At 72.2% G+C, this 25,657-nt stretch carries 26 protein-coding genes and 2 pseudogenes; 11 read left to right on the forward strand and 17 right to left on the reverse strand.

Annotated features, from left to right (window positions below; all coding sequences use genetic code 11):
- Positions 1-117 precede the first annotated feature (117 nt).
- From AB0M39_RS24195 to AB0M39_RS24205, 3 genes are all read right to left on the reverse strand, one after another.
- The gene (locus AB0M39_RS24195; RefSeq protein ID WP_365367701.1) at positions 118-621 is read right to left on the reverse strand and encodes a GNAT family N-acetyltransferase; all 504 of its coding nucleotides are present in this window, start codon (positions 619-621) and stop codon (positions 118-120) included.
- Between the two features lie 36 nt (positions 622-657).
- Positions 658-1,209 carry a sigma-70 family RNA polymerase sigma factor gene (locus AB0M39_RS24200; RefSeq protein WP_365367703.1) on the reverse strand — a complete coding sequence of 184 codons (552 nt, stop codon included), beginning with the start codon at positions 1,207-1,209 and terminating at the stop codon, positions 658-660.
- Between the two features lie 84 nt (positions 1,210-1,293).
- Positions 1,294-2,448, reverse strand: coding sequence for a glycerophosphodiester phosphodiesterase (locus AB0M39_RS24205; RefSeq protein ID WP_365367705.1), 1,155 nt, complete (start codon positions 2,446-2,448; stop codon positions 1,294-1,296).
- 241 nt (positions 2,449-2,689) lie between these two features.
- On the opposite strand from AB0M39_RS24205, the gene AB0M39_RS24210 reads away from it, so the two are divergent.
- The gene (locus tag AB0M39_RS24210) at positions 2,690-3,361 is read left to right on the forward strand and encodes a lysophospholipid acyltransferase family protein (protein ID WP_365367707.1); all 672 of its coding nucleotides are present in this window, start codon (positions 2,690-2,692) and stop codon (positions 3,359-3,361) included.
- 139 nt (positions 3,362-3,500) lie between these two features.
- Here the strand turns inward: AB0M39_RS24210 and AB0M39_RS24215 are convergent, their stop codons facing one another.
- From AB0M39_RS24215 to AB0M39_RS24225, 3 genes are read right to left on the reverse strand one after another with little or no spacing between them, the layout of a single operon-like run.
- Complete coding sequence (locus tag AB0M39_RS24215) at positions 3,501-5,042, reverse strand: MFS transporter (protein ID WP_365367709.1); 1,542 nt, start codon at positions 5,040-5,042, stop codon at positions 3,501-3,503.
- Complete coding sequence (locus AB0M39_RS24220; protein WP_365367711.1) at positions 5,039-5,590, reverse strand: TetR/AcrR family transcriptional regulator; 552 nt, start codon at positions 5,588-5,590, stop codon at positions 5,039-5,041. Before AB0M39_RS24220 ends, AB0M39_RS24215 begins: the two co-directional genes overlap by 4 nt.
- A 34-nt stretch (positions 5,591-5,624) precedes the next feature.
- Positions 5,625-6,866 (reverse strand): MFS transporter, encoded by a 1,242-nt coding sequence (locus tag AB0M39_RS24225; RefSeq protein WP_365367713.1) that lies wholly within the window; start codon positions 6,864-6,866, stop codon positions 5,625-5,627.
- Positions 6,867-6,904: 38 nt separating this feature from the next.
- Here AB0M39_RS24225 and AB0M39_RS24230 point away from each other — a divergent pair, with 38 nt between their 5' ends.
- Positions 6,905-7,477 (forward strand): CGNR zinc finger domain-containing protein, encoded by a 573-nt coding sequence (locus tag AB0M39_RS24230; protein WP_365367715.1) that lies wholly within the window; start codon positions 6,905-6,907, stop codon positions 7,475-7,477.
- Positions 7,478-7,592: 115 nt separating this feature from the next.
- Positions 7,593-8,099: an HAD domain-containing protein gene (locus AB0M39_RS24235; RefSeq protein WP_365367717.1), complete on the forward strand. Its 507-nt coding sequence runs from the start codon at positions 7,593-7,595 to the stop codon at positions 8,097-8,099.
- A gap of 38 nt (positions 8,100-8,137) precedes the next feature.
- On the opposite strand, the gene argH is transcribed toward AB0M39_RS24235, so the two are convergent.
- On the reverse strand, positions 8,138-9,565 hold the full coding sequence (argH, locus tag AB0M39_RS24240) for an argininosuccinate lyase (protein ID WP_365367719.1): 1,428 nt from the start codon (positions 9,563-9,565) through the stop codon (positions 8,138-8,140).
- A 112-nt stretch (positions 9,566-9,677) separates the two neighbouring features.
- Positions 9,678-10,871 carry an argininosuccinate synthase gene (locus tag AB0M39_RS24245; protein WP_365367721.1) on the reverse strand — a complete coding sequence of 398 codons (1,194 nt, stop codon included), beginning with the start codon at positions 10,869-10,871 and terminating at the stop codon, positions 9,678-9,680.
- Between the two features lie 279 nt (positions 10,872-11,150).
- Here AB0M39_RS24245 and AB0M39_RS24250 point away from each other — a divergent pair, with 279 nt between their 5' ends.
- The 4 genes from AB0M39_RS24250 to AB0M39_RS24265 all read left to right on the forward strand — a co-directional run bounded on the left by AB0M39_RS24250 (position 11,151) and on the right by AB0M39_RS24265 (position 15,028).
- Positions 11,151-11,888, forward strand: a complete 738-nt coding sequence (locus AB0M39_RS24250; protein ID WP_365367723.1) for a L,D-transpeptidase family protein — start codon at positions 11,151-11,153, stop codon at positions 11,886-11,888.
- Between the two features lie 109 nt (positions 11,889-11,997).
- Positions 11,998-13,365 carry a ferredoxin reductase family protein gene (locus tag AB0M39_RS24255; protein ID WP_365367725.1) on the forward strand — a complete coding sequence of 456 codons (1,368 nt, stop codon included), beginning with the start codon at positions 11,998-12,000 and terminating at the stop codon, positions 13,363-13,365.
- A 38-nt stretch (positions 13,366-13,403) separates the two neighbouring features.
- Entirely contained in the window at positions 13,404-14,255 is an 852-nt protein-coding gene (locus tag AB0M39_RS24260) for an FMN-binding protein (protein ID WP_365367727.1), read from the forward strand.
- A gap of 38 nt (positions 14,256-14,293) precedes the next feature.
- Positions 14,294-15,028 carry an FAD:protein FMN transferase gene (locus tag AB0M39_RS24265; protein WP_365367820.1) on the forward strand — a complete coding sequence of 245 codons (735 nt, stop codon included), beginning with the start codon at positions 14,294-14,296 and terminating at the stop codon, positions 15,026-15,028.
- A gap of 135 nt (positions 15,029-15,163) precedes the next feature.
- Here the strand turns inward: AB0M39_RS24265 and AB0M39_RS24270 are convergent, their stop codons facing one another.
- The 5 genes from AB0M39_RS24270 to argC are packed head-to-tail and all read right to left on the reverse strand — an operon-like array spanning position 15,164 to position 20,033.
- Entirely contained in the window at positions 15,164-15,712 is a 549-nt protein-coding gene (locus tag AB0M39_RS24270; protein WP_365367729.1) for an arginine repressor, read from the reverse strand.
- A 7-nt stretch (positions 15,713-15,719) separates the two neighbouring features.
- On the reverse strand, positions 15,720-16,931 hold the full coding sequence (locus AB0M39_RS24275) for an acetylornithine transaminase (RefSeq protein WP_365367731.1): 1,212 nt from the start codon (positions 16,929-16,931) through the stop codon (positions 15,720-15,722).
- Positions 16,928-17,833 (reverse strand): acetylglutamate kinase, encoded by a 906-nt coding sequence (gene argB / locus AB0M39_RS24280; protein WP_365367733.1) that lies wholly within the window; start codon positions 17,831-17,833, stop codon positions 16,928-16,930. The genes AB0M39_RS24275 and argB overlap by 4 nt, the downstream gene beginning before the upstream one ends.
- Positions 17,830-19,008: a bifunctional glutamate N-acetyltransferase/amino-acid acetyltransferase ArgJ gene (gene argJ / locus AB0M39_RS24285; protein ID WP_365367735.1), complete on the reverse strand. Its 1,179-nt coding sequence runs from the start codon at positions 19,006-19,008 to the stop codon at positions 17,830-17,832. The genes argB and argJ overlap by 4 nt, the downstream gene beginning before the upstream one ends.
- Positions 19,005-20,033, reverse strand: coding sequence for an N-acetyl-gamma-glutamyl-phosphate reductase (argC, locus tag AB0M39_RS24290; protein ID WP_365367738.1), 1,029 nt, complete (start codon positions 20,031-20,033; stop codon positions 19,005-19,007). The genes argJ and argC overlap by 4 nt, the downstream gene beginning before the upstream one ends.
- Positions 20,034-20,149: 116 nt before the next feature.
- Here argC and AB0M39_RS24295 point away from each other — a divergent pair.
- Positions 20,150-20,359, forward strand: a pseudogene (locus tag AB0M39_RS24295) (hypothetical protein); the annotation flags it as partial.
- A gap of 23 nt (positions 20,360-20,382) precedes the next feature.
- Here AB0M39_RS24295 and AB0M39_RS24300 read toward each other — a convergent pair.
- From AB0M39_RS24300 to AB0M39_RS24310, 3 genes are read right to left on the reverse strand one after another with little or no spacing between them, the layout of a single operon-like run.
- Positions 20,383-21,615, reverse strand: coding sequence for a multidrug effflux MFS transporter (locus tag AB0M39_RS24300; protein WP_365367740.1), 1,233 nt, complete (start codon positions 21,613-21,615; stop codon positions 20,383-20,385).
- Between the two features lie 3 nt (positions 21,616-21,618).
- Entirely contained in the window at positions 21,619-22,263 is a 645-nt protein-coding gene (locus AB0M39_RS24305; protein ID WP_365367742.1) for an NAD(P)H-binding protein, read from the reverse strand.
- Between the two features lie 23 nt (positions 22,264-22,286).
- A complete protein-coding gene (locus tag AB0M39_RS24310) occupies positions 22,287-23,039 on the reverse strand; it encodes an MBL fold metallo-hydrolase (protein WP_365367744.1) in 753 nt (250 codons plus the stop codon).
- Between the two features lie 81 nt (positions 23,040-23,120).
- Here AB0M39_RS24310 and AB0M39_RS24315 point away from each other — a divergent pair, with 81 nt between their 5' ends.
- The 3 genes and pseudogenes from AB0M39_RS24315 (at position 23,121) to AB0M39_RS24325 (ending at position 24,486) form a co-directional block, all read left to right on the forward strand.
- Positions 23,121-23,750 carry a helix-turn-helix domain-containing protein gene (locus AB0M39_RS24315; protein ID WP_365367746.1) on the forward strand — a complete coding sequence of 210 codons (630 nt, stop codon included), beginning with the start codon at positions 23,121-23,123 and terminating at the stop codon, positions 23,748-23,750.
- Positions 23,751-23,942: 192 nt separating this feature from the next.
- A pseudogene (locus AB0M39_RS24320) lies at positions 23,943-24,290 on the forward strand (transposase family protein); the annotation flags it as partial.
- Positions 24,271-24,486 carry a hypothetical protein gene (locus tag AB0M39_RS24325; protein ID WP_365367748.1) on the forward strand — a complete coding sequence of 72 codons (216 nt, stop codon included), beginning with the start codon at positions 24,271-24,273 and terminating at the stop codon, positions 24,484-24,486. The pseudogene AB0M39_RS24320 and the gene AB0M39_RS24325, both read left to right, overlap by 20 nt.
- On the opposite strand, the gene AB0M39_RS24330 is transcribed toward AB0M39_RS24325, so the two are convergent.
- Entirely contained in the window at positions 24,483-25,583 is a 1,101-nt protein-coding gene (locus tag AB0M39_RS24330; protein WP_365367750.1) for a hypothetical protein, read from the reverse strand. The two genes, AB0M39_RS24325 and AB0M39_RS24330, sit on opposite strands and share 4 nt — an antisense overlap.
- Between the last annotated feature and the right edge of the window lie 74 nt (positions 25,584-25,657).

Here is a 25,657-nt window from a genome sequence, read left to right on the forward strand (position 1 = left end):
TCACAGGGACATCGGCAAGCACAGCTGTACGAATCATGCGGTCAAGCCTGCCTCGCGCCCCCGAGCCGTGCCAGCAGCGACCGAGCAATGGACACGAAGAGGACATGCGCCGCGGCGCTAGGCGCTCGTGGCGTACGCGCCCGCAGAGGCTTCCTTCTCCAGCGTGACGAGCGTCAGCCGCGGGCCGACCTGCTCGCTGCCGACCGGCGCGTAGCCGCGGCTGCGGTACAGCCGCAGATTTCCCTCGCTGCGGTGGCCGGTGAAGAGCTGGAACCGCTTGGCCGCCGCGTCCCCGGCGAAGTGCTGCTCGATCGCGTCGAGGAGCCGTCCGCCCAAGCCGTGGTGCTGGAGGCGGGGATGGACGATGAGCTTGGCGATCCGGGCGGTGCCGCCCTCGTCGAGCTTGGCCCGTACGGAGGCGATGACCTCGTCGCCGAGCCGGGCCACCAGGGCGTGCCCCTGCGCTATCTCGGCGCGGAGGTCGTCCAGGGACTGGGTGAGGGGCTCGATTCCGTAGTCGCCGTAGAGCTCTGCCTCACTCTGGTAGCACAGATACTGCAGTTTGAGGATGTGCTCCGCGTCCTGCTCTGCCGCCGCTGAGATGGTCACGCTCATGCCCATGTGCGCATGCCTCCCGCTCACCTGTCCGCCGGTTGTCTACCGCTCCTTTCCCCCGTGTTCAGGAGCCGCAACCTCTGCCGCAAGCATTCTGCGCAGGCATCCCAGGCAACGGGAACGCATCGGTCCCAGACTTCCTTGTGAGATTCCCAACGTCCCTGCGATTTCTCGGTAGGTGGGGTCCTCCGGCGACAACATCGCAGCCAGGAGCCTCGGGCAGTTTCCGGGTGTGCGAGCGACGGCGGCCAGCAGAGTGCGCCGGCGCTCCGACCGGAGGGCGGCGCGCTCGGGGCCGCCCGCGGGGTCGGTCGGCTCGCAGCGGTACGGCAGCTCCCTGGCGGCCGTGCGCCGGGCGCGGCGCGCCTCCGCGCGGACGGCGGTCTTCACCCAGCGGGCGGCGTCGGGCGGCGGGCCGTCGCCGCCGAGCTGTTCGAGGAGCCGTACCCACACCGCCTGTTCGAGGTCGCCTGCGTCCATGGCCGCCCCCGGGGCCTCGGCCGTCGCCTCGGCGTTGACCAGCGGGCGCAGGGCGCTCACCACATGGGCGGGGGTGCCGGCGAGCTGCGCGGTGGCGTCATCGAGAAGCGTCATGCCCGGCGGGACGTGCCGTCGCACGGCGGCGGTTGCCGAACGACGGCACAGTCACCCGTACGGGCGGACGGGCCAAACCTTCGTTCAGCCGCGGAAGTCGGCGGCGGCCAGCAGACCGGTGTCCGGGTTGTCGGTGAAGATCCCGTCGACGCCGGTGGCGAGGTACGCCTGGAAGGCGCCGAACGCGTCGCCGTACGCGTTCGGGTCCGTGCCGCGCCGGAAGTCGGCGGGCAGGAAGGAGTTCTCGTTGCGCAGCGTGTAGGGGTGGAGGATCAGACCGCGGGCGTGGGCGTCGCGGACCAGCGTGGTCGGCTGGGTGAGCCTGCCGTTCGCGTCCTTGGGGATGACCAGGTCCGCCAGCGGGCCGATGCCCTGCGCGAACGAGGCGATCCACTTCAGGCCCGCGGGCTTGACCAGGTCGGCGACCGTGCGCGGGTCGCCCGACTCGCGGAAGTCCCACGGCCGGTCGTCCGGCGTCCACAGCAGCACCACGCGCGGGGTGTCGACGAGCCCGGCCATGCGCCGCATGCTGGTCGGCTCGAAGGACTGGAGGAACTGCGGGGAGTTCGCGCGGTGGCGGCCATAGCGGCGCAGCAGCTTGGCGAGCCGCTCCTCGAGGCCGAGGCCGATGGAGCGGAAGTAGGTGGGGTGCTTGGTCTCGGCGTGCAGCCAGACGGGGCGCCCGCGTCGGCGGCCCTCCTTCTCCGCCCAGCGCAGCACCTCCTCGAAGGTGGGCACGGCCCAGCGGCCGTCGTAGAGGGTGTTCTCCTGGCGCGTGCCCGGAATGCGCTCCTTGGCGCGCAGCGTCTTCAGCTCGGCGAGGGTGAAGTCCTCGGTGAACCAGCCGGTGAGGCTGACGCCGTCGACGGACTTGGTGGTCTTGCGGGAGGCGAACTCCGGGTGGTCGGCGACGTTCGTGGTCCCCGTGATGTCGTTCTCGTGACGGCATACGAGATGGCCGTCCTTGGTGGGCACCAGGTCCTGCTCGATGACGTGCGCACCCATGTCGAGGGCGAGCTGGTACGCGCCGATGGTGTGCTCGGGCCGGTAGCCGCTCGCGCCGCGGTGGGCGATGACAGTGGGGACGGGCAGCTGCCTGTACGCCGCGGGGCCGTGGCCGTCGTGGCGCTCGTCGGCCCGCGCCGCCGTGGCGCCGCCGACGCCGATCGCGGCCGTGCCCAGCACCGCCGCTCCGAGCACGGTCCGGCGTCCGGGGGTCCTGCTCGCACCTTGTGTCATTCGTCGTCCCTTTGTGTGATGTCCCGCACCTGTCAAGCGATGCCCGATCGTAGGCAACTACGCCTTACGCATGGCAGACCCTGGACGAATTCGGCAGAAACACAGGTCAACACTGCGTATCCGATCAGTGAACCCGATGTGCGATCAGAGCTGACCCGCGAGTATGGTCCTCACCTGCACAGACTTCGCGCCGGCCCGGCCCCTCGGCCGTATCCGACCGTCCACGACACCGGAGGACCCGTTGTCCCGCTTGACGCTCATCAAGGCAGTGCTCGGGCCGATTCTGCGCGTGATGTTCCGCCCACGCGTCGAAGGGGCCGAGAACATCCCCGGGACGGGTCCGGTCATCCTCGCCGGCAACCACCTCACCTTCATCGACTCGATGATCCTGCCGCTGGTGTGCGACCGTCCGGTGTACTTCATCGGCAAGGACGAGTACGTCACGGGCAAGGGCCTCAAGGGCCGCGCGATGGCCTGGTTCTTCACCGGCTGCGGCATGATCCCGGTCGACCGCGACGGCGCGAACGGCGGCGTCGCGGCGCTGATGACGGGCCGCCGGGTGCTGGAGGAGGGCAAGATCTTCGGCATCTACCCCGAGGGCACCCGCTCCCCCGACGGCCGGCTCTACCGGGGCCGTACGGGCATCGCCCGGCTCACCCTGATGACGGGCGCGCCGGTCGTGCCGTTCGCGGTGATCGGCACCGACAAGCTCCAGCCGGGCGGCGCCGGCCTGCCGCGCCCCGGCAAGGTGACGCTCCGCTTCGGCGAGCCGATGGAGTTCTCGCGGTACGACGGAATGGACCGCGACCGCTATGTGCTGCGGGCGGTGACGGACTCGGTGATGACGGAGGTCATGCGGCTGTCCGGGCAGGAGTACGTGGACATGTACGCCACCAAGGCGAAGGCGGCCTGACGGCCTGGACGACGTGACGAGAAGGGCCCCGACCGGCAGTCTCCGGTCGGGGCCCTTCTCTCTTGTTACGCGCGTCTGCACACGTGTCGTCTCTCTCGGATCTCTCGTCCGCGTGTCGTCGTGATGCGCGCCGGGGGCGTCAGTGCTCGACGCCGTCCTCCAGCTTCTGGCCGCGCAGCAGGAACCAGGCGGCGACCGCGGTCGCGAAGAGCACGGCCGCGCCGACCCCCGCCGCCGTCTGGAAGCCGCCGGTGAAGGCGTCCTGAGCGGCCGACAGCATCGCGGCGCCCTCCTCCCCCGGCAGCGACTTCGCCGCCTCGACGGCGCCGCCGAGCGACTCGTGCGCGGCCGCGGCCGCGTCGGCGGGGACGCCCGCCGGGGTGTCGAAGCCCCGGTACAGGCTGGTGACGACCGAGCCCAGCAGGGCGATGCCGAGCGCCGCGCCCAGTTCGTACGCGGTCTCCGACACCGCCGAGGCCGCGCCCGCCTGCTCCTTGGGCACGCTGGAGAGGATGACGTCCGCGGTCACGGTGAAGGCGAGGCCCGCGCCCATGCCGCCGAGGAAGAGGGCGAGGCTCTGCGCCAGGATCCCGGTGGAGGCCGTGATCGCCGTGCACGCCGCGAGGGCGAGGCCGACCGCCGTCAGACCGCCGGAGACCGCGCTGCGCACGGAGGCCCGGCGGGCGAGGTGACCGGCCATCAGGCCCGCGCCCACCGCGCCGACCGCCGCGGGCAGTTCGATCAGTCCCGCCTCCAGCGGCGTGCGCATCTGCACCAGCTGGAGGAACTGCGAGAGGAAGAAGACCAGACCCGACAGCCCGAGGATGGTCAGCAGGTCGGCGAGGACCGCGCCGGAGAAGCCCCGGTGGTGGAAGAGCCGTACGTCCAGCAGCGGCGAGGGCAGGGTCAGCTGCCGTCGTACGAACCAGTACAGGGCGCCCGCGCCGATCGCGCCGGCGGCCGCGACGTCCGCCGTGAAGCCGTGGACCGCCGCCTCCTTGATCGCGTAGACGACCGCGACGATGCCGACCAGCGAGAGGACGACGCTGACGAGGTCCCAGGGGCCCGGGTTGGGGTCGCGGGACTCCGGCAGGAGCTTCACGCCGACCACGACCAGCACCGCCATCACGGGCAGGTTGATCAGGAAGACCGAGCCCCACCAGAAGTGCTCCAGGAGGAAGCCGCCGACGACCGGTCCGACCGCCGCGCCGGCGGAGGCGGCGGCGCCCCAGATGCCGACGGCGACGCTGCGCTCCTTGGGGTCGTGGAAGATGTTGCGGATCAGCGCGAGGGTGGACGGCATCAGCGTCGCGCCCGCGACGCCGAGCAGGGCCCGCGCGACGATCATCATCTCCGGGCTGGTGGCGTACGCGTTGAGCACGGACACCGCGCCGAAGGCCATCGCGCCGATCAGCAGCAGCTTCTTGCGGCCGATCCGGTCGCCGAGGCTGCCCATGGAGACGAGCAGACCGGCGATGACGAAGGAGTAGACGTCGCCGATCCACAGGAGCTGGGTGCCCGTGGGCTGCAGGTCCTCGCTGAGGAACGGGGTGGCGAGGCCGAGCACGGTCGCGTCGACGGCCACGAGCAGGACCGCCAGGACGAGGACGGCGAGGGCGAGCCAGCGGCCGGGGGCGCGTATCGCCCCGTCCACGGTCGCCTTCTGGTCGGTGCTGGTCACTGGTTCACGCTCCGTCGTGCTCCGCCGAGCAGCAGCTCGACGATCATGTACTGGAAGTCCTTGCCCGCGACCCGCCCGTCCTGCACCGACCAGGCGCAGGCGCCGACCAGGCCGTAGAGCGCCTCGGTCAGCCAGGCGGGGGTGAGGTCGATCCGGATCTCGCCCTGCTCCTGGCCGCGCCGGAAGAGAGCGGAGACACGGGCGTCGAGCCGGTTCCAGCCCTCGTTCCGCTCGTCGCCCTCGAACAGCTGGTTCTCGGTGACCAGGAAGGCGAGCAGCGGGGCTGCCGGCTCGAGCTCGCCGATCAGCCGGCGCAGCGCCTCCTCGGCCGTGCCCTCCTCCAGCCGGGCGGCGTCGAGGGCCGCCTCGAGCTCCTGGATGCCGAGGCTCTCCAGGGCCTTGACGAGCGAGTGCCGGCCGGCGAAGTGCCGGTGCAGGGTGGCGCGACCGATGCCCGCCGCACGGGCCACCTCGTCCATGGTGGCCGTCGACTTGCGGGAGAGCAGCGCGGCGGCTGTGCGCAGCACCTGGTCACGATCGACTGTCATGAGACAACGATAGACCACGTGAGACATGGATGTCTCATTCAGGACGGGATCGGCCCACAAGGCCGCCCGTGCGGGACCGCACCAGCGCCGGACTCAGGGCGGCGAGCAGCGCGCATCCCGCGCCCGCGAGCAGGGCGCCCGGCAGCGACCGGACGGCGAGCGGGCCCGCGACGGCCGCGCCCACCGCGAACCCGGTGAGCTTCAACGACGCCCCCGTGGTGAAGATCTGGCCGCGCAGCCGCTCGGGCGACTCGCGGTGGCGTATCGCGAACAGGGCGGTGAGCCGGGGGCCTTCGCTGACGCCGGCCAGCACGACGGCCACGACGAGCAGGGCGGTGCTCCCGGTCGCGGCGAGCGCGAGGGCCGCGGCGAGGACGAGGGCGCCCGCCCAGACGACGGTGTCCGGGCGGATCAGGCCGGGGCGGCGGGCGAGCGCCGCGTTGGCCGCGAGCGCCGAGACGGCGACGCCGGAGAGCAGCATCGCCCCGTAGCCCGCCTCGCCCAGGCGCCGCTCCCCGAGCAGCGGGCAGCAGACGACCAGCACGCCCTCGGCGACGCAGGCGATCACGGAGGCGGCCGTGGCGCGGGCCAGCGGCCGGATGCGCACGATGGCCCGGAATCCGGCGGCGAGGTCGGCGAGGACCGGCGGGGGCGGCGCGGGCGGCGCGCTCGGAGCCGTACGAGCCGCCGGGAGCAACGCGCCCGGAGCCGCACCAGCCGCCGGGGGCAGCGCCCAGGCCATGGGCAGGGCGAGGCAGATCAGCACGAGGGAGACGAGCACGCCCTCGCTCGCGCCGGCCAGCCCGGCCACCACGCCCGCCAGCGCCGGGCCGAGAAGGCTCGCGAGGTTGAAGGTCATGGCGTCGTACGCGTTCGCGCGCGGCAGCAATCCGGCGGCGACGACGCGCGGGAGCTGGGCGGTCCAGCCGCCGGACAGGGCCGGCCCCAGTAGACCCGCGAGGGCGGCGACCGGGACGAGGACCGCGATCGGGAGGCGCCCGAGGGCCAGCAGGATCGCGGCGAGCGCCGTGACATAGGCGGCGAGCGCCCAGGTCAGCAGCCGGCCGGGCCGGGGCGACCGGTCGAGGAGCACGCCGAAGACCGGGCCGCCGACGGCGGCGGAGACCATCAGCCCCGCGAGCAGCGCGGACGCCGACGAGGCGGATCCGGTGACCGCGAGTCCGGCCAGCAGCAGAGCCGGGCCCGACATCTCGTCGCCGGTCCGGGCGACGGCGGCCCCGGTGACGTACCAGCCCAGCGCGTAACGCTTTCTCATGCGGATGACGTTACGCAGGTAACTCAAAAGTTGACTAGATGCGTTACATTGGCCGGGTGCCGTCCTCATCTGACGACTGGTCCACCCGGCACTCGGTGCTGGCCAACGCCGGGCGCACCGCCGCCCTGGTCAATGTGCTGTCCACGGAGAGACCGGACGCGGACGAGGTCGCGGGCGTGCTGCGCGCCCACGGCGAGAGCGGCCCGCTGAAGCTCTCCCCCGCCGACCTCGGCGCGCTGCGCTCCGCCGCCCTGCTGCTGCGCGAGGTGTTCGCGGCCGAGGACGTCGACTCGGCGGCGAAGGCGCTGAACCGGCTGCTGCCGAGGACCGCGGGGGCGTTCCGCCTCACCTCGCACGAGGGCCGGACCCCGTGGCATCCGCATCTCGACGGCGACGACGACGCGCCGTGGGGCGAGTGGTTCCTGGCGTCGTCCTGTCTGGCGCTGACCGTTCTCGTCTGGGACCGCCAGCGTCCGCCCGGCGGCGTCTGCGCGTCGCCGAGCTGCCAGAACGTCTTTCTGTCGCAGGGCAGCGGGCCCGTGCGCCGCTACTGCTCGCGCCGGTGCGCGACCCGCGAACGCGTGGCCGCACACCGCCGCTCCCGCCCATGACCCGGCGCTCCCGCCTATGGAGCCGGCGCTCCTGCCCATGAGACCGCCGCTCCACCCCATGAACCGCCGCTCCCGCCCATGAGACCGCCGCTCCCGGCAATGAACTGGAGAACCCTTGAAGCCGCTGCTGCTCATCGACGTCGACGGGCCGCTCAATCCCTATGCCGCCCGCGCCCAGCGCAGACCCGAGGGGTACACCACCCACCGGATGAACCCCTCGGGCTGGACGGGGCCCAAGCCGCTGCGCGTCTGGCTCAACCCGGACCACGGGGCGGAGCTGCTGGCGCTCGCCGAGTGGTACGAGCTGGTCTGGGCGACCACCTGGAAGGACGACGCCAACCTGCTGATAGGCCCGCAGCTCGGGCTGCCCGAGCTGCCGTTCGTCGACTGGCCGCGGATGCACGGCAGGGCCCCTCGCGGGACCTTCTGGAAGACGCAGTACATCCTGGAGTACGCGGCCGGGCGGCCGTTCGCCTGGATCGACGACGACATCACGTCCATGGACCACGAGTACGTCGAACAACAGCACCTGGCCGCCGCCCTGTTGCTGACCATCGATCCCCGGCTCGGACTGCTCCGGCCGGACTTCGACGCCCTCGCGGACTGGGCGGCGGCGCTGTGACGTACCGAGGGCCGATGCCGACTGCGACGTACTGAGGGCTACTGCTTGGCGGTGGCCCAGGCGTGCTGGATCACCAGGTCGGCCTTGACCTCGACCAGCTGGCGGGCGACCGCCGAGGGGGCCGTGCCGCCCCGGCCGTCACGGGAGGCCAGCGCGCCCGGCACGTTGAGGACCGTGCGGACCTCGGGGGTCAGATGCTCGGAGATCTTGACGAACTGGTCGTCGGTCAGCTCGTCGAGCTCCTTGCCCTCCGCCTCGGCCACCTTCACGCACTCGCCCGCGACCTCGTGCGCGACCCGGAACGGCACGCCCTGCTTGACCAGCCACTCGGCGATGTCGGTGGCCAGCGAGAAGCCGGCCGGTGCGAGCTCCTCCATCCGCTCCCGGTTGACCGTGAGCGTCGCCATCATGCCGGTGAAGGCGGGCAGCAGGACCTCCAGCTGGTCGCAGGAGTCGAAGACCGGCTCCTTGTCCTCCTGGAGATCGCGGTTGTACGCGAGCGGCAGGGCCTTCAGGGTCGCCATCAGACCCGTCAGATTGCCGATCAGCCGGCCCGACTTGCCGCGCGCCAGCTCCGCGATGTCCGGGTTCTTCTTCTGCGGCATGATCGACGAGCCGGTCGAGAAGGCGTCGTGCAGGGTCACGAAGGAGAACTCCTTCGTGTTCCAGATGATGATCTCCTCCGCGATGCGGGAGAGGTTCACGCCGATCATCGCCGTGATGAAGGCGAACTCGGCGACGAAGTCGCGCGAGGCGGTGCCGTCGATGGAGTTGCCCGCGCTGCCGCGCTCGAAGCCGAGGTCCTTGGCCACCGCCTCCGGGTCGAGCCCGAGCGAGGAGCCGGCCAGCGCCCCGGAGCCGTACGGCGACACGGCCGTGCGCTCGTCCCACTGCCGCAGCCGCTCCGCGTCCCGGGACAGCGACTGGACATGGGCGAGGACGTGGTGGGCGAAGAGGACGGGCTGCGCGTGCTGAAGGTGCGTGCGGCCCGGCATGGCGACGTCCGGGTGCGCCTCGGCGAGGCCGACCAGCGCGTCCTGGAGCTCGGCGATCAGACCGCCGACGATCCGGGCGTGGTCGCGCAGATACATCCGGAAGAGCGTGGCGACCTGGTCGTTGCGGGACCGCCCGGCGCGCAGCTTGCCGCCGAGGTCGGGACCGAGGCGCTCCAGCAGGCCGCGCTCCAGCGCGGTGTGGACGTCCTCGTCGGCGATCGTGCCGACGAACTCGCCCGCGAGGACGTCCGCCTCCAGCTGGTCGAGGCCCGCGATCATGCGCTCCAGCTCGTCGGCCGTCAGCAGACCCGCCTTGTGGAGCACGCGCGCGTGGGCGCGCGAGCCGGCGATGTCGTACGGCGCCAGCCGCCAGTCGAAGTGGACCGAGGCGGACAGCTTCGCCAGCGCCTCGGCCGGGCCGTCGGCGAACCGGCCGCCCCAGAGCCGGACGTCACCGTTGTTGCTGCTCACAGCTCATGCTCCTCAAGAGGGTGGATGTGCGGCCGCCTCCCGCTCCGAGGCCCTGGCGGGCCCGGCGGCCCCCGAGGGGGAGACAGGGAGGCGGCTGGTTCAACGTCTGAGATCAGACGAGGTCGCGCTTCGCGGCGATCTTCGAGGAGAGACCGAAGATCTCGATGAAGCCCTGCGCCTTCGACTGGTCGAAGGTATCGCCTGTGTCGTAGGTGGCGAGGTTGAAGTCGTACAGCGACTGGTCCGACTTCCGGCCGGTGACGACGGCGCGGCCGGCGTGCAGGGTCATCCGGACGTCGCCGGTGACGTGCTGGCTGGCCTCGTCGATGAATCCGTCCAGCGCGCGCTTGAGCGGGGAGAACCACAGGCCGTCGTAGACCAGCTCGCCCCAGCGCTGCTCGACCTGCCGCTTGTAGCGGGCCAGCTCGCGCTCGACGGTGACGTTCTCCAGCTCCTGGTGGGCGGTGATCAGCGCGATGGCGCCGGGCGCCTCGTAGACCTCGCGGGACTTGATGCCCACGAGCCGGTCCTCGACCATGTCGATCCGGCCGACGCCCTGGGCGCCGGCCCGCTCGTTGAGCTGCTGGATCGCCTGGAGCACGGTGACGGGCTCGCCGTCGATCGCGACCGGGACGCCCTGCTGGAAGGAGACGACGACCTCGTCGGCCTCGCGGTGCTCCGCCGGGTTCGAGGTGTACTCGTAGACGTCCTCGATCGGCGCGTTCCAGATGTCCTCCAGGAAGCCGGTCTCCACGGCCCGCCCGAAGACGTTCTGGTCGATGGAGTACGGCGACTTCTTGGTGGTGGCGATCGGGAGCTGCTTCTCCTCGCAGAACGCGATGGCCTTGTCGCGGGTCATCGCGTAGTCGCGGACCGGGGCGATGCAGGTGAGGTCCGGGCCGAGCGCGGCGATGCCGGCCTCGAAGCGGACCTGGTCGTTGCCCTTGCCGGTGCAGCCGTGGGCGACGACGCCGGCGCCGTGCTTCTTGGCGGCGGCGACCAGGTGCTTGACGATCGTGGGCCGGGAGAGGGCGGAGACCAGCGGGTAGCGGTCCATGTAGAGCGCGTTGGCCTTGATCGCCGGGAGGCAGTACTCCTCGGCGAACTCGTCCTTGGCGTCGGCGACCTCGGCCTCGACCGCACCGCAGGCGAGCGCGCGCTTGCGGATGACGTCCAGGTCCTCGCCGCCCTGGCCGACGTCCACGGCGACGGCGATGACCTCGGCGCCCGTCTCCTCGGCGATCCAGCCGATGGCGACGGAGGTGTCCAGGCCGCCCGAGTAGGCGAGTACGACGCGCTCGGTCACGGGTTTCTCCTTCGCGGTGGCGGTCACTGACGGAATAAGTATGCACTCCACCGTATGTTTCGTCAACGCGACCGGAGACGGACGGGAGACGCCCCACGGAGTCCGGCCCCCTCCCCGCCCGCGCGCACCGACCGACCCTGCGGCCGGACGGGCCCGGCCGCCGGCGCCCGCCCCGACCCCCGTCCGGCGCAGCGAGGCGCCCACGGGTGGCCCAGTCACCGGCGCGGCCGGATCGGTCCGCGCGGCCGGGGGCGCGGGGCGCGCATACGGTCCTGAGCCATGCGCCCCGCTCTCGCACTCGGCTCCGTCCTGCTGCTGCTCGCGGCGGGCACGGTCGCGGCAGCCCCCGCTCCCGCCCCGGCCCCCGCTCCCGCCGCCGCCCTGTGGGGCTCGCTCCCCGAGCGGATGGCCGACACGGGCGGCGGCTCCCAACTCCTCACGGCCCTGGCGACCGGCCCGGGCGCCACGTCCGGCTGGCTGATCTGGTGGGACCGGCGCCGCGACGGAAGCTGGACGGCGGCCGGCGCCGCCAAGGCGCGGTTCGGGTCGAAGGGCCTGACCGAGGGCAGCCGCCGCAAGCAGGGCACCTTCACCACGCCGACCGGGCTGTACGACCTCCCGTACGCCTTCGGCATCAGCCCCGCGCCCAAGGGCGTGGGCCACGCCTACCGCCGGGTGACGAAGAAGTCCTGGTGGTGCCAGGACAACCGGTCCCGCTCCTACAACCGCTGGGTGGAGGGCCTGCCCGCCGACTGCCGCGCCTCGGAGTCGGAGCACCTGGTGACATACCGGGAGCAGTACGCCCACGCCCTGGTGATCGGCTTCAACTACCACCGCCCGGTGCGCGGTCGGGGCGCGGGCATCTTTCTGCACGTCAACGGGCGTGGCGCGACCGCCGGTTGTGTCTCGGTGCCGCGCCGGGCGATGGCGCGGATCCTCGACTGGGCCGACCCCGCCCGCGATCCGCACATCGCGATCGGAACGGCCTGGGGACCCACCGCCCTCACCCGTTACTGAGGCGCCGCCGGCTCGCGGCTGATACAAGAGCCGCACGGATTGAACTTCTCACGGCTCGTCTGCGTATCCAACGACGCGAACGGAGCGCAGTCGAGGAGCAGCCGTGACGATGATTCAGAGTGGTCGGGCCGCCAGACGCCAGACCATGCGCGCCATCCGGCCCCGCCGGAACCCGGCGACGGTGCTGCTTGCCCTCGCCGGGGCCGGGGCGACGGCCGTGCTGTGGCTGTGGTGGGAGAACACCGACATAGTGCGGATGAGCACGGCCGAGTGGCTGATCGGCGCCGGCCGGATCACCGGTCTGCTCGGCGGCTACACGATCGCGCTCGTGGTGCTCCAGATGGCCCGGGTGCCGGCGCTGGAGCGCGGTGTGGGCTCCGACCGGGCGACCCGTTGGCATGCGATGACCGGGCGGTACGCCATCAGCCTCGTCGTCGCGCATGTCGTGCTGACGGTCTGGGGCTACGCCGTGCAGGCCCGTACGGGCGTCGTCGAGCAGACCGTCACCGTCGTCGTCGACTTCCCCGAGATGATCAAGGCGACGATCGGCACGGCGCTCCTGCTGATCGTCGGCTTCGTTTCGGCGGGCGCGGTGCGGCGCCGGATGCGCTACGAGACCTGGTACTACCTGCATCTCCTCACCTATGCCGCCGTCTATCTGACCTTCTGGCACCAGCTGGCGACCGGCGCCGAGTTCGTCGCGAACCCGACCGCCAGGACCGTCTGGTACGTGATGTACGGCGCCGTGGGCGCGCTGCTCGTCTGGTACCGGGTCCTCGCGCCGGTGCGGCTCAACATGCGGCACCGGATGCGGGTGGAGTCCGTCGTGAACGAGGCGCCCGGCGTGGTCTCGGTGCTGATCAGCGGGCGGCGGCTGCACCGGCTCGGCGCCGAGGCGGGGCAGTTCTTCCGCTGGCGGTTCCTCACCTCGGGACTGCGCTGGAGCGCCAATCCGTACTCCCTGTCCGCTCCCCCGCGCCCGAATCTGATGCGCATCACGGTCAAGGCCGTCGGGAAGCACAGCACGGCGCTGTCCCGGCTGGAGCCGGGGACGCGGGTCTGGGCCGAGGGCCCGTACGGCGCGATGACCGCCGGCCGGCGGAGCCGCAGAAAGGTTCTGCTGATCGCCGGCGGCGCAGGGATCACCCCGCTGCGGGCTCTGTTCGAGACGCTGCCCGGCGGGCCCGGGGATCTGACCCTGCTCTACCGGGCGGGCGCGACCCAGGACCTGGCTCTGTGGAACGAGCTGCAGGAGATCGCCGAGGAGCGGGGCGCGCGGCTGATGTACGCCGTGAACGGGCCCGACGGAGCGCGGCCCGAGATCAGCACCGAGCGTCTGCAGAAGGTGCTGCCGGACATCGACGAGCACGACGTCTTCCTCTGCGGGCCGCCCGGCCTCGCGGACGAGTCGTACAAGGCACTTCGCGCGGCGGGCGTGCCGGCCCGCCGCATCCACCATGAGTCGTTCGAGATGTGAGGCCGTCCTTGAAGAGGAAACATCCGCTGCGTCGGATCATGATCGGGATCGCGGGCACCACATCGGCCGTCGTGCTGCTGCTCGCGCTGAAGCAACCGGGCACGACGGTGGCCGAGTCGTCGGCACAGGCCGGCGGCGCCGCGCCGCCGGGCTCCTCGGCGGCCGCGGGCGGTGTGCAGGCCGCCGGGGGCCAGACCGTGCTCGGGGACGAGGCCGATACCCAGTTCGGCCCGGTCCAGGTCCAGCTCACCATGGACGGCGGCCGGATCACGGCCGCGGCCGCGGTGAAGACGCCGAACGGCGACGAGAACAGCCGGAAGCTCGCCGCGCGGGCGGTGCCCGAGCTCAACAAGGCGGCCGTCGCCGCCCAGAGCGCGCAGATCGACACGGTCTCGGGCGCGACCTACACCAGCGAGGGCTACGTCAAGTCCCTGCAGAGCGCCCTCGACAAGGCCAAGGGCGCGGGAGCGCAGGCCCCGGGCGCCGAGGCGGGCGCCGGAGCCGGCGCGGGCACGGATCCGGGAGCGGCCACGGGCGGCGGAGCGGGCGCCGAGCCCGAGGCCCCCGCCGCACCTGAGGCGCCCGCTCCCGAGGCGCCTGCCGCGCCCGCCGCGCCCAAGACGGTCGTCGGCGACGTGGCGAGCACTCAGTACGGCGACGTCCAGGTCCAGATCACCGTCAGCGGCGGCAAGGTCACCGCGGCCGACGCCGTGAAGGCGCCCAACTCCGACGAGAACAGCCGGAAGATCGCCGCACGCGCCGTGCCCCAGCTCAACAAGGCGGCCGTCGCGGCCCAGAGCGCACAGGTCGACGCGGTCTCCGGCGCCACGTTCACCAGCGAGGGCTACACCAAGTCCCTGCAGAGCGCCCTCGACAAGGCCGGGCTGTGACCGCCGGCCAGGCGCGGCTGCGCCATGTCGAGCACGCGATGGGCACGGTGTTCTCCTTCGACGTGCGCGTCGCCGCCGAGAGCGACACGGAGCGCGTGCGGGCCGGACTGGTCGCCGCGGTGGCGAGCCTGCACCACGCGGACGAGACCTTCTCGACGTACCGTCAGGACAGCGAGCTGAACAGGCTGGCCCGCGGCGAGCTCTCGCTGGCCGAGTGCGCTCCGGAGATGGCCGAAGTCCTCCAGGGGTGCGAGGAGGCGGAGGCCGAGAGCGACGGCTGGTTCAGCACCCGGTACGCCGGCGGCCTCGACCCGACCGGCCTGGTCAAGGGCTGGGCGGTGCAGCGCGCGGTGCGCATGCTCGCCTCCTCCGGCGCGGAGGCCGTCTGCCTGAACGGCGGCGGGGACGTCCAGCTGTACGGCGGCCCCTGGCGCGTGGGCGTCTCGGACCCGCTGCGGCCGGGCGGGCTGGTCACGGTGATCGAGGCGCATCGGAGCCTGGCCGTGGCGACGTCGGGGCCCGCCGAGCGCGGCTGCCACATCCTCGACCCGCACACGGGCCGGCCCCCGGCCGTGGCCATCGCCTCGATGACCGTCGTGTGCCCCGGCCTGACCCGCGCGGACGTGCGCGCGACGGCGGCCTACGCCATGGGCGACCGGGCGCGCGACTGGCTGGAGGAGCTGCCCGACACGGAGGGCTTCGCGGTCACCGGCGACGGCGGCACCTGGCAGACCAGCGGGTTCGCGCGGCACGGGGCGAAGGTGGCGGCCTGACGCAGGAGACCGGGGCGGGGGCGGCGGCCGAGCGGACGGCCGGGCCCTTCCTGGGGGCGGACAGCCGGACGGCCGGACGGGTGGAGGGGCCCGCCCGGCCGTCCGGTCGTGTCAGCGCTCGTGTCGGGGCTGGTGTCAGCGGTCGTTCTGCGCCAGACGCAGCAGATGGTCCGCGAGCGCCTGGCCGCCCACCGGGTCGCGGCTGATCAGCATGAGCGTGTCGTCGCCGGCGATGGTGCCGAGGATGTCGTGGAGCTCGGCCTGGTCGATGGCCGAGGCCAGGAACTGCGCCGCGCCCGGCGGGGTGCGCAGCACCACGAGGTTGGCCGACGCCTCGGCGGAGATCAGCAGCTCGCCGGAGAGGCGCCGCATGCGCTCCTCCTTGGCCGACTCGCCGAGCGGGGCCTGCGGGGTGCGGTAGCCGCCCTCGCTGGGGACCGCGTAGATCAGCTCGCCGCCGGTGTTGCGGATCTTCACCGCGCCCAGCTCGTCGAGGTCGCGGGAGAGCGTCGCCTGAGTGACGCTCAGCCCGTTGTCCCCGAGCAGCTTGGCCAGCTGGCTCTGCGAGCGCACCGGCTGCCGGTTGAGGATGTCCACGATCCTGCGGTGCCGGGCCGTGCGCGTCTGCGGCACCGCAGGCCCGCCGTGGTCGGCCTCGTGCTCGGACTCATGCGCCTCGATCATCGTCGTCTCATTCTCCGGATCGTTCCCCAGGCTTCGAAGCCTCGCCGCCCTCGTCGAGGATGCCTGGCAGCGCTTCGAGGAACGCGTCTGCCTCCACGTCACCGATGATCAGCGGCGGCATCAGCCGGATGACATCGGGGGCGGGAGCGTTCACCAGGAAGCCGGCACCCTGAGCCGCCTGCTGCACCTGGGGCGCGAGGGACTCCGTGAGAACGATACCCAGCAGCAGGCCCGCACCGCGGACATGTGAGACGAGCGGATGCCCCAGGGACTCGATTCCCTCCCGCAGCTTCTCGCCGAGCCGCTTCACCTCGTCCAGCCGTCCGCCGGCCGCGAGTGTGTCGAGGACGGCGAGCCCGGCGGCGCATGCGACCGGGTTCCCGCCGAAGGTCGAGCCGTGGTGGCCGGGCTTGAGGAGGTCCGCCGCCTCGCCGAAGACGATCGTCGCGCCGATCGGCAGCCCGCCGCCGAGCCCCTTGGCGAGGGTGATCACATCGGGCTCGACGCCCTGGTGCGCCTGGTGCTCGAACCAGTGGCCGGTCCGGCCGACGCCGGTCTGCACCTCGTCGAGCACGAGCAGCGTCCCGGTGGCCCGGGTGATCTCCCGGGCGGCCTCCAGATATCCCCTGGGCGGCACGACGACGCCGTTCTCGCCCTGGATGGGCTCGATGACGAGCAGCGCGGTCTCCTCGGTGACCGCGGCCCGCAGCGCGTCGGCGTCGCCGAAGGGGACGTGCGTGACATCGCCCGGCAGCGGCAGGAACGGCGTCTGCTTCGCCGGCTGGCCGGTGAGCGCCAGGGCGCCCATCGTCCGGCCGTGGAAGCCGCCGACGGTGGCCACGGCGTGCCCCCGGCCCGTCAGGCGGCCGAGCTTGAAGGCGGCTTCGTTGGCCTCGGCGCCGGAGTTGGAGAAGTAGACGCGTCCGGGGCGGCCGGCCAGCTGGATCAGCCGCTCGGCGAGGGCGACCGGGGGCTCGGCGGCGTACAGGTTGGAGACGTGGCCGAGGGAGGCGATCTGGCGGGAGACGGCCTCGACGACGGCCGGGTGCGCGTGGCCGAGCGCGTTCACGGCGATGCCGCCGACGAAGTCGGTGTACCGCGTGCCCTGCGCGTCCCAGACCGCGGCGCCCTCTCCGCGTACCAGAGTCAGCTTCGGCGTGCCGTAGTTGTCGGTCATCACGCTCTGCCAGCGCTGCGCGAGGTCCTCGTTGCCGGTCACTGCGTTCCCCCTCCTTGTCCGTCCGGCACGACCATCGTGCCGATGCCCTCGTCGGTGAAGATCTCCAGCAGGATCGAGTGCTGGACGCGGCCGTCGATCACGCGGGCGGTGTTGACTCCGTTGCGCACGGCGAACAGGCAGCCCTGCATCTTGGGGACCATGCCGCTGGCCAGGTCCGGCAGGAGCTTCTCCAGCTGCGTGGCGGTGAGCCGGCTGATCACGTCGTCGCTGTTCGGCCAGTCCTCGTACAGGCCCTCGACGTCGGTGAGGACCATCAGCGTCTCGGCGCCCAGCGCCGCGGCCAGCGCGGCGGCTGCGGTGTCGGCGTTGACGTTGTAGACGTGGCCGTCGTCGGCGGAGCGCGCGATGGAGGAGACGACCGGGATGCGGCCGTCCGCCAGGAGCGCCTCGATGGCGCCGGTGTCGATCTTCGTGATCTCGCCGACCCGGCCGATGTCGACCAGCTCGCCGTCGATCTGCGGCTGGTGCTTGGTGGCGGTGATGGTGTGCGCGTCCTCGCCGGTCATGCCGACGGCGAGCGGGCCGTGCTGGTTGATCAGCCCGACGAGCTCGCGCTGGACTTGGCCGGCCAGCACCATCCGTACGACGTCCATGGCTTCGGGCGTGGTGACCCGCAGGCCCGCCTTGAACTCGCTGACCAGGCCGTGCCTGTCCAGCTGGGCGCTGATCTGCGGGCCGCCGCCGTGGACGACGACCGGCTTGAGCCCGGCGTGCCGCAGGAAGACGATGTCCTGGGCGAAGGCCGCCTTGAGGTCCTCGTCGATCATGGCGTTGCCGCCGAACTTGACGACGACCGTCTTGCCGTTGTGCCGGGTCAGCCAGGGAAGCGCCTCGACGAGGATCTGGGCCTTGGGCAGCGCGGTGTGCTTGCGGGCGCTCATGAGGAGTACGCGCTGTTCTCGTGGACGTAGTCCGCGGTGAGGTCGTTGGCCCAGATGACGGCGGACTCGGACCCGGCGGCGAGGTCGGCGGTGATCTTCACCTCGCGGTAGCGCATGTCGACCAGCTCGCGGTCCTCGCCGACGGAGCCGTTCTTGCAGACCCAGACGCCGTTGATGGCGACGTTGAGCCGGTCGGGCTCGAAGGCGGCGCTCGTGGTGCCGATGGCGGACAGCACCCGGCCCCAGTTGGGGTCCTCGCCGTGGATCGCGCACTTGAGGAGGTTGTTGCGGGCGATGGAGCGGCCCACCTCGACGGCGTCGTCCTCGGTCGCGGCGTTGACCACCTCGATGCGGATGTCCTTGCTGGCGCCCTCGGCGTCGCGGATCAGCTGCTGGCCGAGGTCGTCGCAGACGGCCCGTACGGCCTCGGCGAACACCTCGTACTCCGGGGCGACCTCGGAGGCGCCGGAGGCGAGCAGCACCACCGTGTCGTTGGTCGACATGCAGCCGTCGGAGTCGACGCGGTCGAAGGTGACCTTGGTGGCGGCGCGCAGCGCCTTGTCCAGTGCGTCGCTGTCGACGTCGGCGTCGGTGGTGAGGACGACGAGCATGGTGGCGAGGCCGGGGGCGAGCATGCCCGCGCCCTTGGCCATGCCGCCCACGGTCCAGCCCTCCCTGCTGACCACGGACGTCTTGTGGACCGTGTCGGTGGTCTTGATGGCGATGGCGGCCTTCTCGCCGCCGTGCGGGCTGAGCTGGGCGACGACCTCGTCGACGCCGGGCAGCAGCTTGTCCATCGGCAGCAGCAGACCGATCAGGCCGGTGGAGCAGACGGCGACCGTGCCGGCGCCGTGGCCGCCGGTCTCGTCGTGGCCCGCGCTGTTGAGCGACTCGGCGACCTTCTCGGCGGTGGCGTGGGTGTCCTGGAAGCCCTGGGGGCCGGTGCAGGCGTTGGCGCCGCCGGAGTTGAGGACGACGGCGGTCAGCTCGCCGCTCTTCAGCACCTGCTCGGACCAGAGCACGGGCGCGGCCTTGACGCGGTTGGAGGTGAAGACGCCCGCGGCGGCGGAGCGCGGGCCGTGGTTGACCACGAGGGCCAGGTCCGGGTTGCCGTTCTCCTTGATCCCGGCGGCGATGCCCGCCGCCGTGAATCCCTGGGCTGCCGTGACGCTCACGGTGCGACTCCGATCGTGGAAAGCCCGATGGACTCGTCGAGTCCGAGGGCGAGGTTCATGCTCTGGACGGCACCGCCCGCGGTGCCCTTGGTCAGGTTGTCGATGGCGCTGATCGCGATGATGCGGCCCGCGGCCTCGTCGTACGCGACCTGCACCTGAACGGCGTTGGAACCGTAGACGGACGCCGTGGCGGGCCACTGCCCCTCGGGAAGCAGACGGACGAAGGGCTCGTCGGCGAAGGCCTTCTCGTAGGCGGCCCGCACCGCCTCCGCGGTGACGCCGGGCTTGGCCTTCGCGCTGCACGAGGCGAGGATGCCCCGCGCCATCGGGGCGAGGGTGGGCGTGAAGGAGACGGTGACCCGCTCGCCCGCCGCGGCGCTCAGGTTCTGGATCATCTCGGGCGTGTGCCGGTGGCCGCCGCCGACGCCGTAGGGCGTCATCGAGCCCATCACCTCGGAGCCGAGGAGGTGCGTCTTGGGGGCCTTGCCCGCGCCGGAGGTTCCCGAGGCGGCGGTGATCACGGCCTCGGGCTCGGCGAGGGAGGCAGCGTACGCCGGGAAGAGCGCGAGGGAGACGGCGGTGGGGTAGCAGCCGGGCACGGCGATGCGCTGGGAGCCGCGCAGCGCGGCGCGGGCGCCGGGCAGCTCGGGCAGGCCGTAGGGCCAGGTCCCGGCGTGCGGGGAGCCGTAGAAGGCCTCCCAGTCGGCGGCGTCCGCCAGCCGGAAGTCGGCGCCCATGTCGACGACGAGGACCTCGTCGCCGAGCTGCTCGGCGACGGCGGCGGACTGCCCGTGCGGCAGGGCGAGGAAGACGACGTCGTGCCCGGCGAGGACCTCGGCCGTGGTGGCCTCCAGCACGCGGTCGGCGAGCGGCAGAAGATGCGGCTGGAGCCCGCCGAGCCGCTGGCCCGCGTTGGAGTTGGCGGTGAGAGCGCCGATCTCGACCTCGGGGTGCGCGAGGAGCAGACGGAGCAGTTCACCGCCTGCGTATCCGCTCGCTCCGGCCACTGCTGCTCGTACGGTCATCGAACCCTCCTCGTCGATGGCATGACTATACGCAGCAGTGCAGTTTTATGCAATCAGGAGATCAGTCAGCGGACGCGGGGTGTGTGTGACGCCTTTCTGCTGTGCATGAGGATGAGATGGCGCGCGCGAGCCTGCGGTACACGCTGACCGAGGCGGAGCATGGCCACGTCTGGGGCATCTGCGCCGACCTGGAGGGACTGTTCGGAGAGTCCCAGCGGGGGATGTACGAACTGCTCGACTGGGTTCCGGAGAAAGTCGAAATGCCCGCTTGGGTGGGTAGCCGGGTGTGGCTGGTGCCGGACGGCGAGACACTCGATCACTGGATGCCGGCTCGTCTGCGATCGATGTGTCAGCGCGGTCGCCGGTGCCCGGCACGTCCTTGGCGAGCCGGCCTGCGAGTGCGCTCACCGGGCATCGACCGGGTGAGGACGCCGAGTGTGAGCAGAGCGAGCGCCGGCAGCACGGCGACGATGATTCCCATGGGCAAGGCGTCGGTGGCGCCACCCGCGCCGGCCAGCGGAGCAAGTGCCCCGCCGATCATGAACTGGCTGAAGCCGAGCAGAGCGGCTGCCGACCCGGCGTGTCCGCCGTGGTCGGCCAGGGCCTGGGCCGCGGCGTTCGGCATGACCAGGCCCACGCTGGAGACCAGGACGAACAGGCCGATCAGGAGCACGGGCAGGGGTGCCCGTGTCAGCACCGCGCCCAGGACCGTGGCGCCACCGGCTGTCGCGCCCAGCAGACCGGCGAGCAGCAGCACGCGGGCGCCGGCCCGGGCCACCAGCCGGCCGCTGATCTGGGCGGCCGCAATGAGTCCGGCGGCGTTGACGGCGAACACGGCGCTGTACTGCTGCGGTGACAGGCCGTGGATTTCCTGCAGGACGAACGGCGAGCCGGAGATGTAGGCGAACATCGCCGCGAAGACCAGGCCGTTGGCCAGGACGTACCCGGTGAAGACCCGGTCGCTGAGCAGCTGCCCGACGACAGCCGGCAGCGGCTGGCGTGACGCGGAGGACCGGGTCTCCGGCAGTCCCGCGGCGGAGGCCGCCAGCATCACGGCGCCGAGTACGGCCAGGCTCACGAAGATCCCCGGCCAGGCTGTGACGCGCAGTAGCTGGCCGCCGAGGACCGGCGCGAACACCGGCGCCAGGCCGGTGATCAAGGTCAGTGCGGAGAAGAGACGTGCGGTGCGGGTTCCGGAGGTGCAGTCGCGGACCATGGCGTTGGCGATGACGATGCCGAACGCCCCGCCGATGCCCTGGACCAGGCGTAGGCCGACGAAGGTCCGGACGTCGGGCGCCACCGCGCAGAGCGCGCTGGCGATCGTGTAGAGGGCGAGGCCCGCCAGCAACGGACGCCGCCGGCCGTAGATGTCGCTCAGCGGCCCGGCGATCAGCTGCCCGATGGCCAGCCCGACCAGGCAGGCGGTGATGGTGAGCTGGGTGGCCGCGGCGCTGGCGCGCAGGTCGCCGGCGAGGTCCGGCAGTCCGGGCAGGTAGCCGTCGATGGACAGTGGTCCCAGGGCCACGAGCGCTGCGAGCAGGACGATGAATCGGGTGTGCCGGCCGGCGGCGTCGTTGCTCATGGCTCAGTACGCCACGGTGATGCGGCGGCGGATCGCGGTGCCGCCCTCGATCGTGTCGGCCAAGGCGATCGCGTAGTCGGCGTACGAGATGCGGCTGTTGCCGTCGTCGTCGGTGAGCAGGGTGTCCCCAGCGCTGCGGTAGGCCCCGGTCCGCTCGCCCGCTCCGATGACCGCGGCGGGCGACACGTACGTCCAGTCGAGGTCGTGCACGCCGCGGTAGAGGTCGAGCGCTTCGGACTGGGCCTCGGCGTTGGCCTTCCACAGCGCGGGGAAGTCCGGGTCGTCCATGACCCGGGCGCCGGTCGGCGTGCGCAGGCTACCGGCACCGCCGATGGTGACCAGGCGGGTGACGCCGGCTCGGCGGAGTCCGTCGATCAGCGCACGGGCGGCGCCGACGATCGTGGCGCGGTCGTCCTCCTGGCCGATCCGGGGGCCGACGGCCGACAGCACGGCGTCGTGGGAGGCGGCGAGGCCGGCGACCGCGGTGGCGTCTGTGACGTCACCGGTGGTCACGGTCAGGGCCTGGTGCCCCAGTCCGTCGACGTGGCCGGCTCGGGTGACCGCGGTGACGGTGTGGCCGCGACGCAGTAGCTCCTCGGTGGTGGGCCGGCCGATGTTGCCGCTGGCGCCGAACAGGACGATCTTCATGTGTTGCTCCTTGTTTCTGATGGTCAGAGGACGGGCTGGCCGTCGGCGACGATGGCCGCGGTGATGCCGCGCTCGTCGGCGGCGTGCTGGAAGCGCTGCTCGATGTCGGGTTGTTCGGTGTAGAACGGCGGGTTGTGGAACAGGCCGTAGTGCATGGCGCAGACGGTGCCGGCGCCGAGTGCGACGGCGGCCTCGACGCCCTGCTCGGGGGTCATGGTCGCCGGGACGTTGGCCGCGTAGCCCTCGAAGTGGGCGATGACGCCGTTGACCGGGACGAACGCGACGTCGAACGGGCCGTGGTCGCGGGCGATCTGCCACCAGCTGCCGTGCCACTGGGTGTCGCCGCAGTGGATGACCCGCCGGCCGGCGCCTTCGACGACCCAGGCGACCTGGTCACAGTCGTTGCCGCGCCAGTCCAGCGAGGTCACCGGGGTGACGGTCAGCTCTCCGATGCGCCGTGACTGGCCCAGGTCCTGGGCAACTGGGGTGATGCCCGCCTCGTGCAGCGCCGCCGCGCTCGGGGTGTGGCAGCCGATCGTGCCGGTGGCCGCGATCCGGGCGATCAGGTCGTGGTCGTAGTGGTCGGGGTGCAGGTGGGTGATGAGGGCGTGGGTGCCGGGCGGGGTGTCGACCGGGTCGACCGGCCGGTGCGGCGGCCCCATCACCGGCGCCAGCGGAGCGACGTTCTCGAGCGGGTCGATCAGCAGGCGGGTGTCGCCGAGACGGATCTCGACGCCGGCCCAGGCCAGCCGACGTACGGAAAGGGTGGGGGTCATGGGCAGCGACGCTAGACCGGCGTTGTTGAGAAAGTCAACAAGAGAGTTTTGAATCTCAACACCACGATGTAGGGTGGTGGCATGCGCACCTACGGGCAGTACTGCGGCATCGCGAAAGCACTGGACACCATCGGCGACCGATGGACCCTGCTGATCGTCCGTGAACTGCTCGCCCTGGGTCCGTGCCGGCACACCGACCTGCGCAACGGGCTGCCCGGGATCGCCAGCAACCTGCTGGTCGACCGGCTCCGCGAACTCGAGGAAGCCGGCCTGATCCACCGCGAGGCCGCCCCGCCGCCGGTGGCCACCACCCTGTTCTCCCTCACCGAGCGTGGCCGCACGCTGGAGCCGGTGCTGCAGGAACTGAGCCGGTGGGGCGTGCCGCTGTTGCGTGAGCCGGCCGGCAGCGACACCTTCCGCACCCACTGGCTGGACGTGCCCGCCCGGGCACTGACCGACCACCGCCCCGACCAGCCGGCAATCGCCCTGCAACTGCACGCCGACGGCAACGAAGACCTGGTCATCGAAGTCAAGGACGGCTCGGTGCACACCCACGCCGGCCGGGTCGACCACCCCACCGCGTCCCTGACCGGACCGCCGCACCTGCTGGCCGCGACCCTGCTCGGCGACCTCGATCTGAGCGCCGCAGTACAGCAAGGCCTGCGGCTCAGCGGCGAACACGAGGCAGTACTGCGCATCCTGCCCCGCTGAACGACCGGCCGCTCGCGAGACTGCGACCTCAAGCTCTACCGAGTCTGCGCCGGTCTCAAAAACGGTCCATTGAGCGTTTTCCAAATGGCTTTGGGCAGCTGAGGGCGCGTATCGGGGTAGAGCGCGGGGTTGGGTGAGGCTCCCGGCAAGACAAGCAATCGACCAAGAAAGATGCCCCTCCCGGGAGCCTCGTTGCTGTCCTACCCTGCCGCGATCCCGCTGTCCACCCGATCGCTGAACCACCTCGCCGACCTGATCAGCACCCATCGCCAGCAACGCCGATCACACTGGCGCCGCCTCAAACCCGGCCGTCAAGCGCTCCTGGCGCTGGCCCACCTTCGCAACGGCGACACGTTCACCCGGCTGGCAGCCGGCTTCCAGATCGGGGTGGCCACCGCCTGGCGCTACGTCCGCGAAGCGATCACCCTGCTCGCGTCGACCGCCGAGCACCTGCAGACAGCCATGACCCGGATTCGCCTCCTGGGCTACGCGATCCTCGGCGGCACCTTCCCGACCGACCGTGTCCACCATCAGAAGCCGACGGGCGCCGCGTACCGGACGCGGCCGACTCGGCGCGCTCGACGGCGTCTACCGGCTGGCGCTCGCGGACGTCGCCGCCCGGCTGCGCGCGGCGCCTCGGCCGGCCGGCCTGGCGCCGCGCTGGGAGCGGATCGGCGGCTGGACGCTCGTCGCCCTTGGGGGCGGAGCGGCCGCCGCCGAGGGACGTCCCCGCTAGGACCGCGTCGCCGTACCGCACTCGTCCCCAGCGGACTCGCCCCGCCCGACCGGCGCGCTGCGGTCGTACGGGTCGACCACCGTGCCGGACTCGCCCTCCGGGCGGTCCGTGCCGAAGGGCGGGGTGAAGTAGCCCGTGGGGGCGCCGCAGCCGCCGTTGGTCATGTCGTACTTGTACGAGACGATCGAGAACGTGCCCGGCTCGGTGATCACCTTGTCAGGGTCGTCCCAGCTCAGGACGTACTCGCGCCGGACGATCGTGCGTACGATCTCGTCGTCGCCGCCCGCGTCCGCGCGGGTGACCGGGTAGACGAAGGTGACGTCGGCGGTCACCTCGAGCGCGCCGCGCTTGCCCTCCCGGTAGGTGAGCCGGCCCCGGGTCTTCACCTCGTCGCCTACCAGCTGGGTGCGGGAGGGCTGGAAGCGGCTGAAGAGGAGGAGGGGGTCGTTCTCCTCGCTCGGGGTCTTGAAACCGGTTCGCAGAAGGTCCTGGACGTCCTTCTGGTGCGGGTTGATCAGTGCGATCGCCTTCTCGGGGCGCTCGCCCCGCAGCACCTCGCGGTCCAGGCTGGAGGCGACGAGGAAGTCCCGGCTGCGGGCGAGGGCCCGCTCGACCTCGGGCGCGCTCATCCGGCCGACCGCCCCGGCCTTCGGCACAGTGATCCCCGCCGCTCCGCTCGCCCAGCTCGCCGCCGGGGAGCCGCGGAACGGCTCGTCCTTGGTGGGGCGTTGGGCCGCCTCCGCCGGGGGCGCCGTGGTCGGGCGGGCGGTCTCGGCCCCCAGCGGCGGGGAGTCGGCGTCGTCGCCGCCACCGAACAGGTCCACTGTCTTCCCCGGCACGAGCGCCACCGCCAGCAGCACCAGCGAGACCAGCAGCCCGAACACGTACCAGCCCGTGCGCCGCTTGGGCCGCGCGGGTGTGTAGGTGCGCCAGCCCTCCTCGCGGCCAGGCTCTGCGCGCAGCCGCTTCGCCACGTCGCGGGCCCGCGCCGACGGCTCCTTGGGCGCGTCGGCGGCGCCCGCCACCGACTCGCGCAGAAACCGCTCCCACTCCTCGTCGGACCTGGACGAGCCGTCCGGCTCCGTACCCGCGCCCATCCCCAACCCCCTGGCAGTCGTCAGTCCGCGGCCCACTCCCCCCGGGGGACGCTTCCGCATAGTGACACAGGGCG

The sequence above is a fragment of the Streptomyces sp. NPDC051907 genome, assembly GCF_040681075.1.
Taxonomy (GTDB): Bacteria; Actinomycetota; Actinomycetes; order Streptomycetales; family Streptomycetaceae; genus Streptomyces.

Coding starts and splice junctions, on each gene's coding strand:
- AB0M39_RS24255 (WP_365367725.1), top strand. CDS start 11,998: ATGATTCAGAGTGGTCGGGCCGCCAGACGCCAGACCATGCGCGCCATC.
- AB0M39_RS24300 (WP_365367740.1), bottom strand. CDS start 21,615: ATGAGCAACGACGCCGCCGGCCGGCACACCCGATTCATCGTCCTGCTC.
- AB0M39_RS24230 (WP_365367715.1), top strand. CDS start 6,905: ATGCGTTACATTGGCCGGGTGCCGTCCTCATCTGACGACTGGTCCACC.
- AB0M39_RS24220 (WP_365367711.1), bottom strand. CDS start 5,590: ATGACAGTCGATCGTGACCAGGTGCTGCGCACAGCCGCCGCGCTGCTC.
- AB0M39_RS24195 (WP_365367701.1), bottom strand. CDS start 621: ATGGGCATGAGCGTGACCATCTCAGCGGCGGCAGAGCAGGACGCGGAG.
- AB0M39_RS24310 (WP_365367744.1), bottom strand. CDS start 23,039: ATGACCCCCACCCTTTCCGTACGTCGGCTGGCCTGGGCCGGCGTCGAG.
- AB0M39_RS24260 (WP_365367727.1), top strand. CDS start 13,404: ATGATCGGGATCGCGGGCACCACATCGGCCGTCGTGCTGCTGCTCGCG.
- AB0M39_RS24330 (WP_365367750.1), bottom strand. CDS start 25,583: ATGGGCGCGGGTACGGAGCCGGACGGCTCGTCCAGGTCCGACGAGGAG.
- argC (WP_365367738.1), bottom strand. CDS start 20,033: ATGACCGTACGAGCAGCAGTGGCCGGAGCGAGCGGATACGCAGGCGGT.
- AB0M39_RS24315 (WP_365367746.1), top strand. CDS start 23,121: ATGCGCACCTACGGGCAGTACTGCGGCATCGCGAAAGCACTGGACACC.
- AB0M39_RS24250 (WP_365367723.1), top strand. CDS start 11,151: ATGCGCCCCGCTCTCGCACTCGGCTCCGTCCTGCTGCTGCTCGCGGCG.
- AB0M39_RS24270 (WP_365367729.1), bottom strand. CDS start 15,712: ATGATCGAGGCGCATGAGTCCGAGCACGAGGCCGACCACGGCGGGCCT.
- AB0M39_RS24200 (WP_365367703.1), bottom strand. CDS start 1,209: ATGACGCTTCTCGATGACGCCACCGCGCAGCTCGCCGGCACCCCCGCC.
- AB0M39_RS24305 (WP_365367742.1), bottom strand. CDS start 22,263: ATGAAGATCGTCCTGTTCGGCGCCAGCGGCAACATCGGCCGGCCCACC.
- AB0M39_RS24205 (WP_365367705.1), bottom strand. CDS start 2,448: ATGACACAAGGTGCGAGCAGGACCCCCGGACGCCGGACCGTGCTCGGA.
- argB (WP_365367733.1), bottom strand. CDS start 17,833: ATGAGCGCCCGCAAGCACACCGCGCTGCCCAAGGCCCAGATCCTCGTC.
- AB0M39_RS24225 (WP_365367713.1), bottom strand. CDS start 6,866: ATGAGAAAGCGTTACGCGCTGGGCTGGTACGTCACCGGGGCCGCCGTC.
- AB0M39_RS24265 (WP_365367820.1), top strand. CDS start 14,294: ATGGGCACGGTGTTCTCCTTCGACGTGCGCGTCGCCGCCGAGAGCGAC.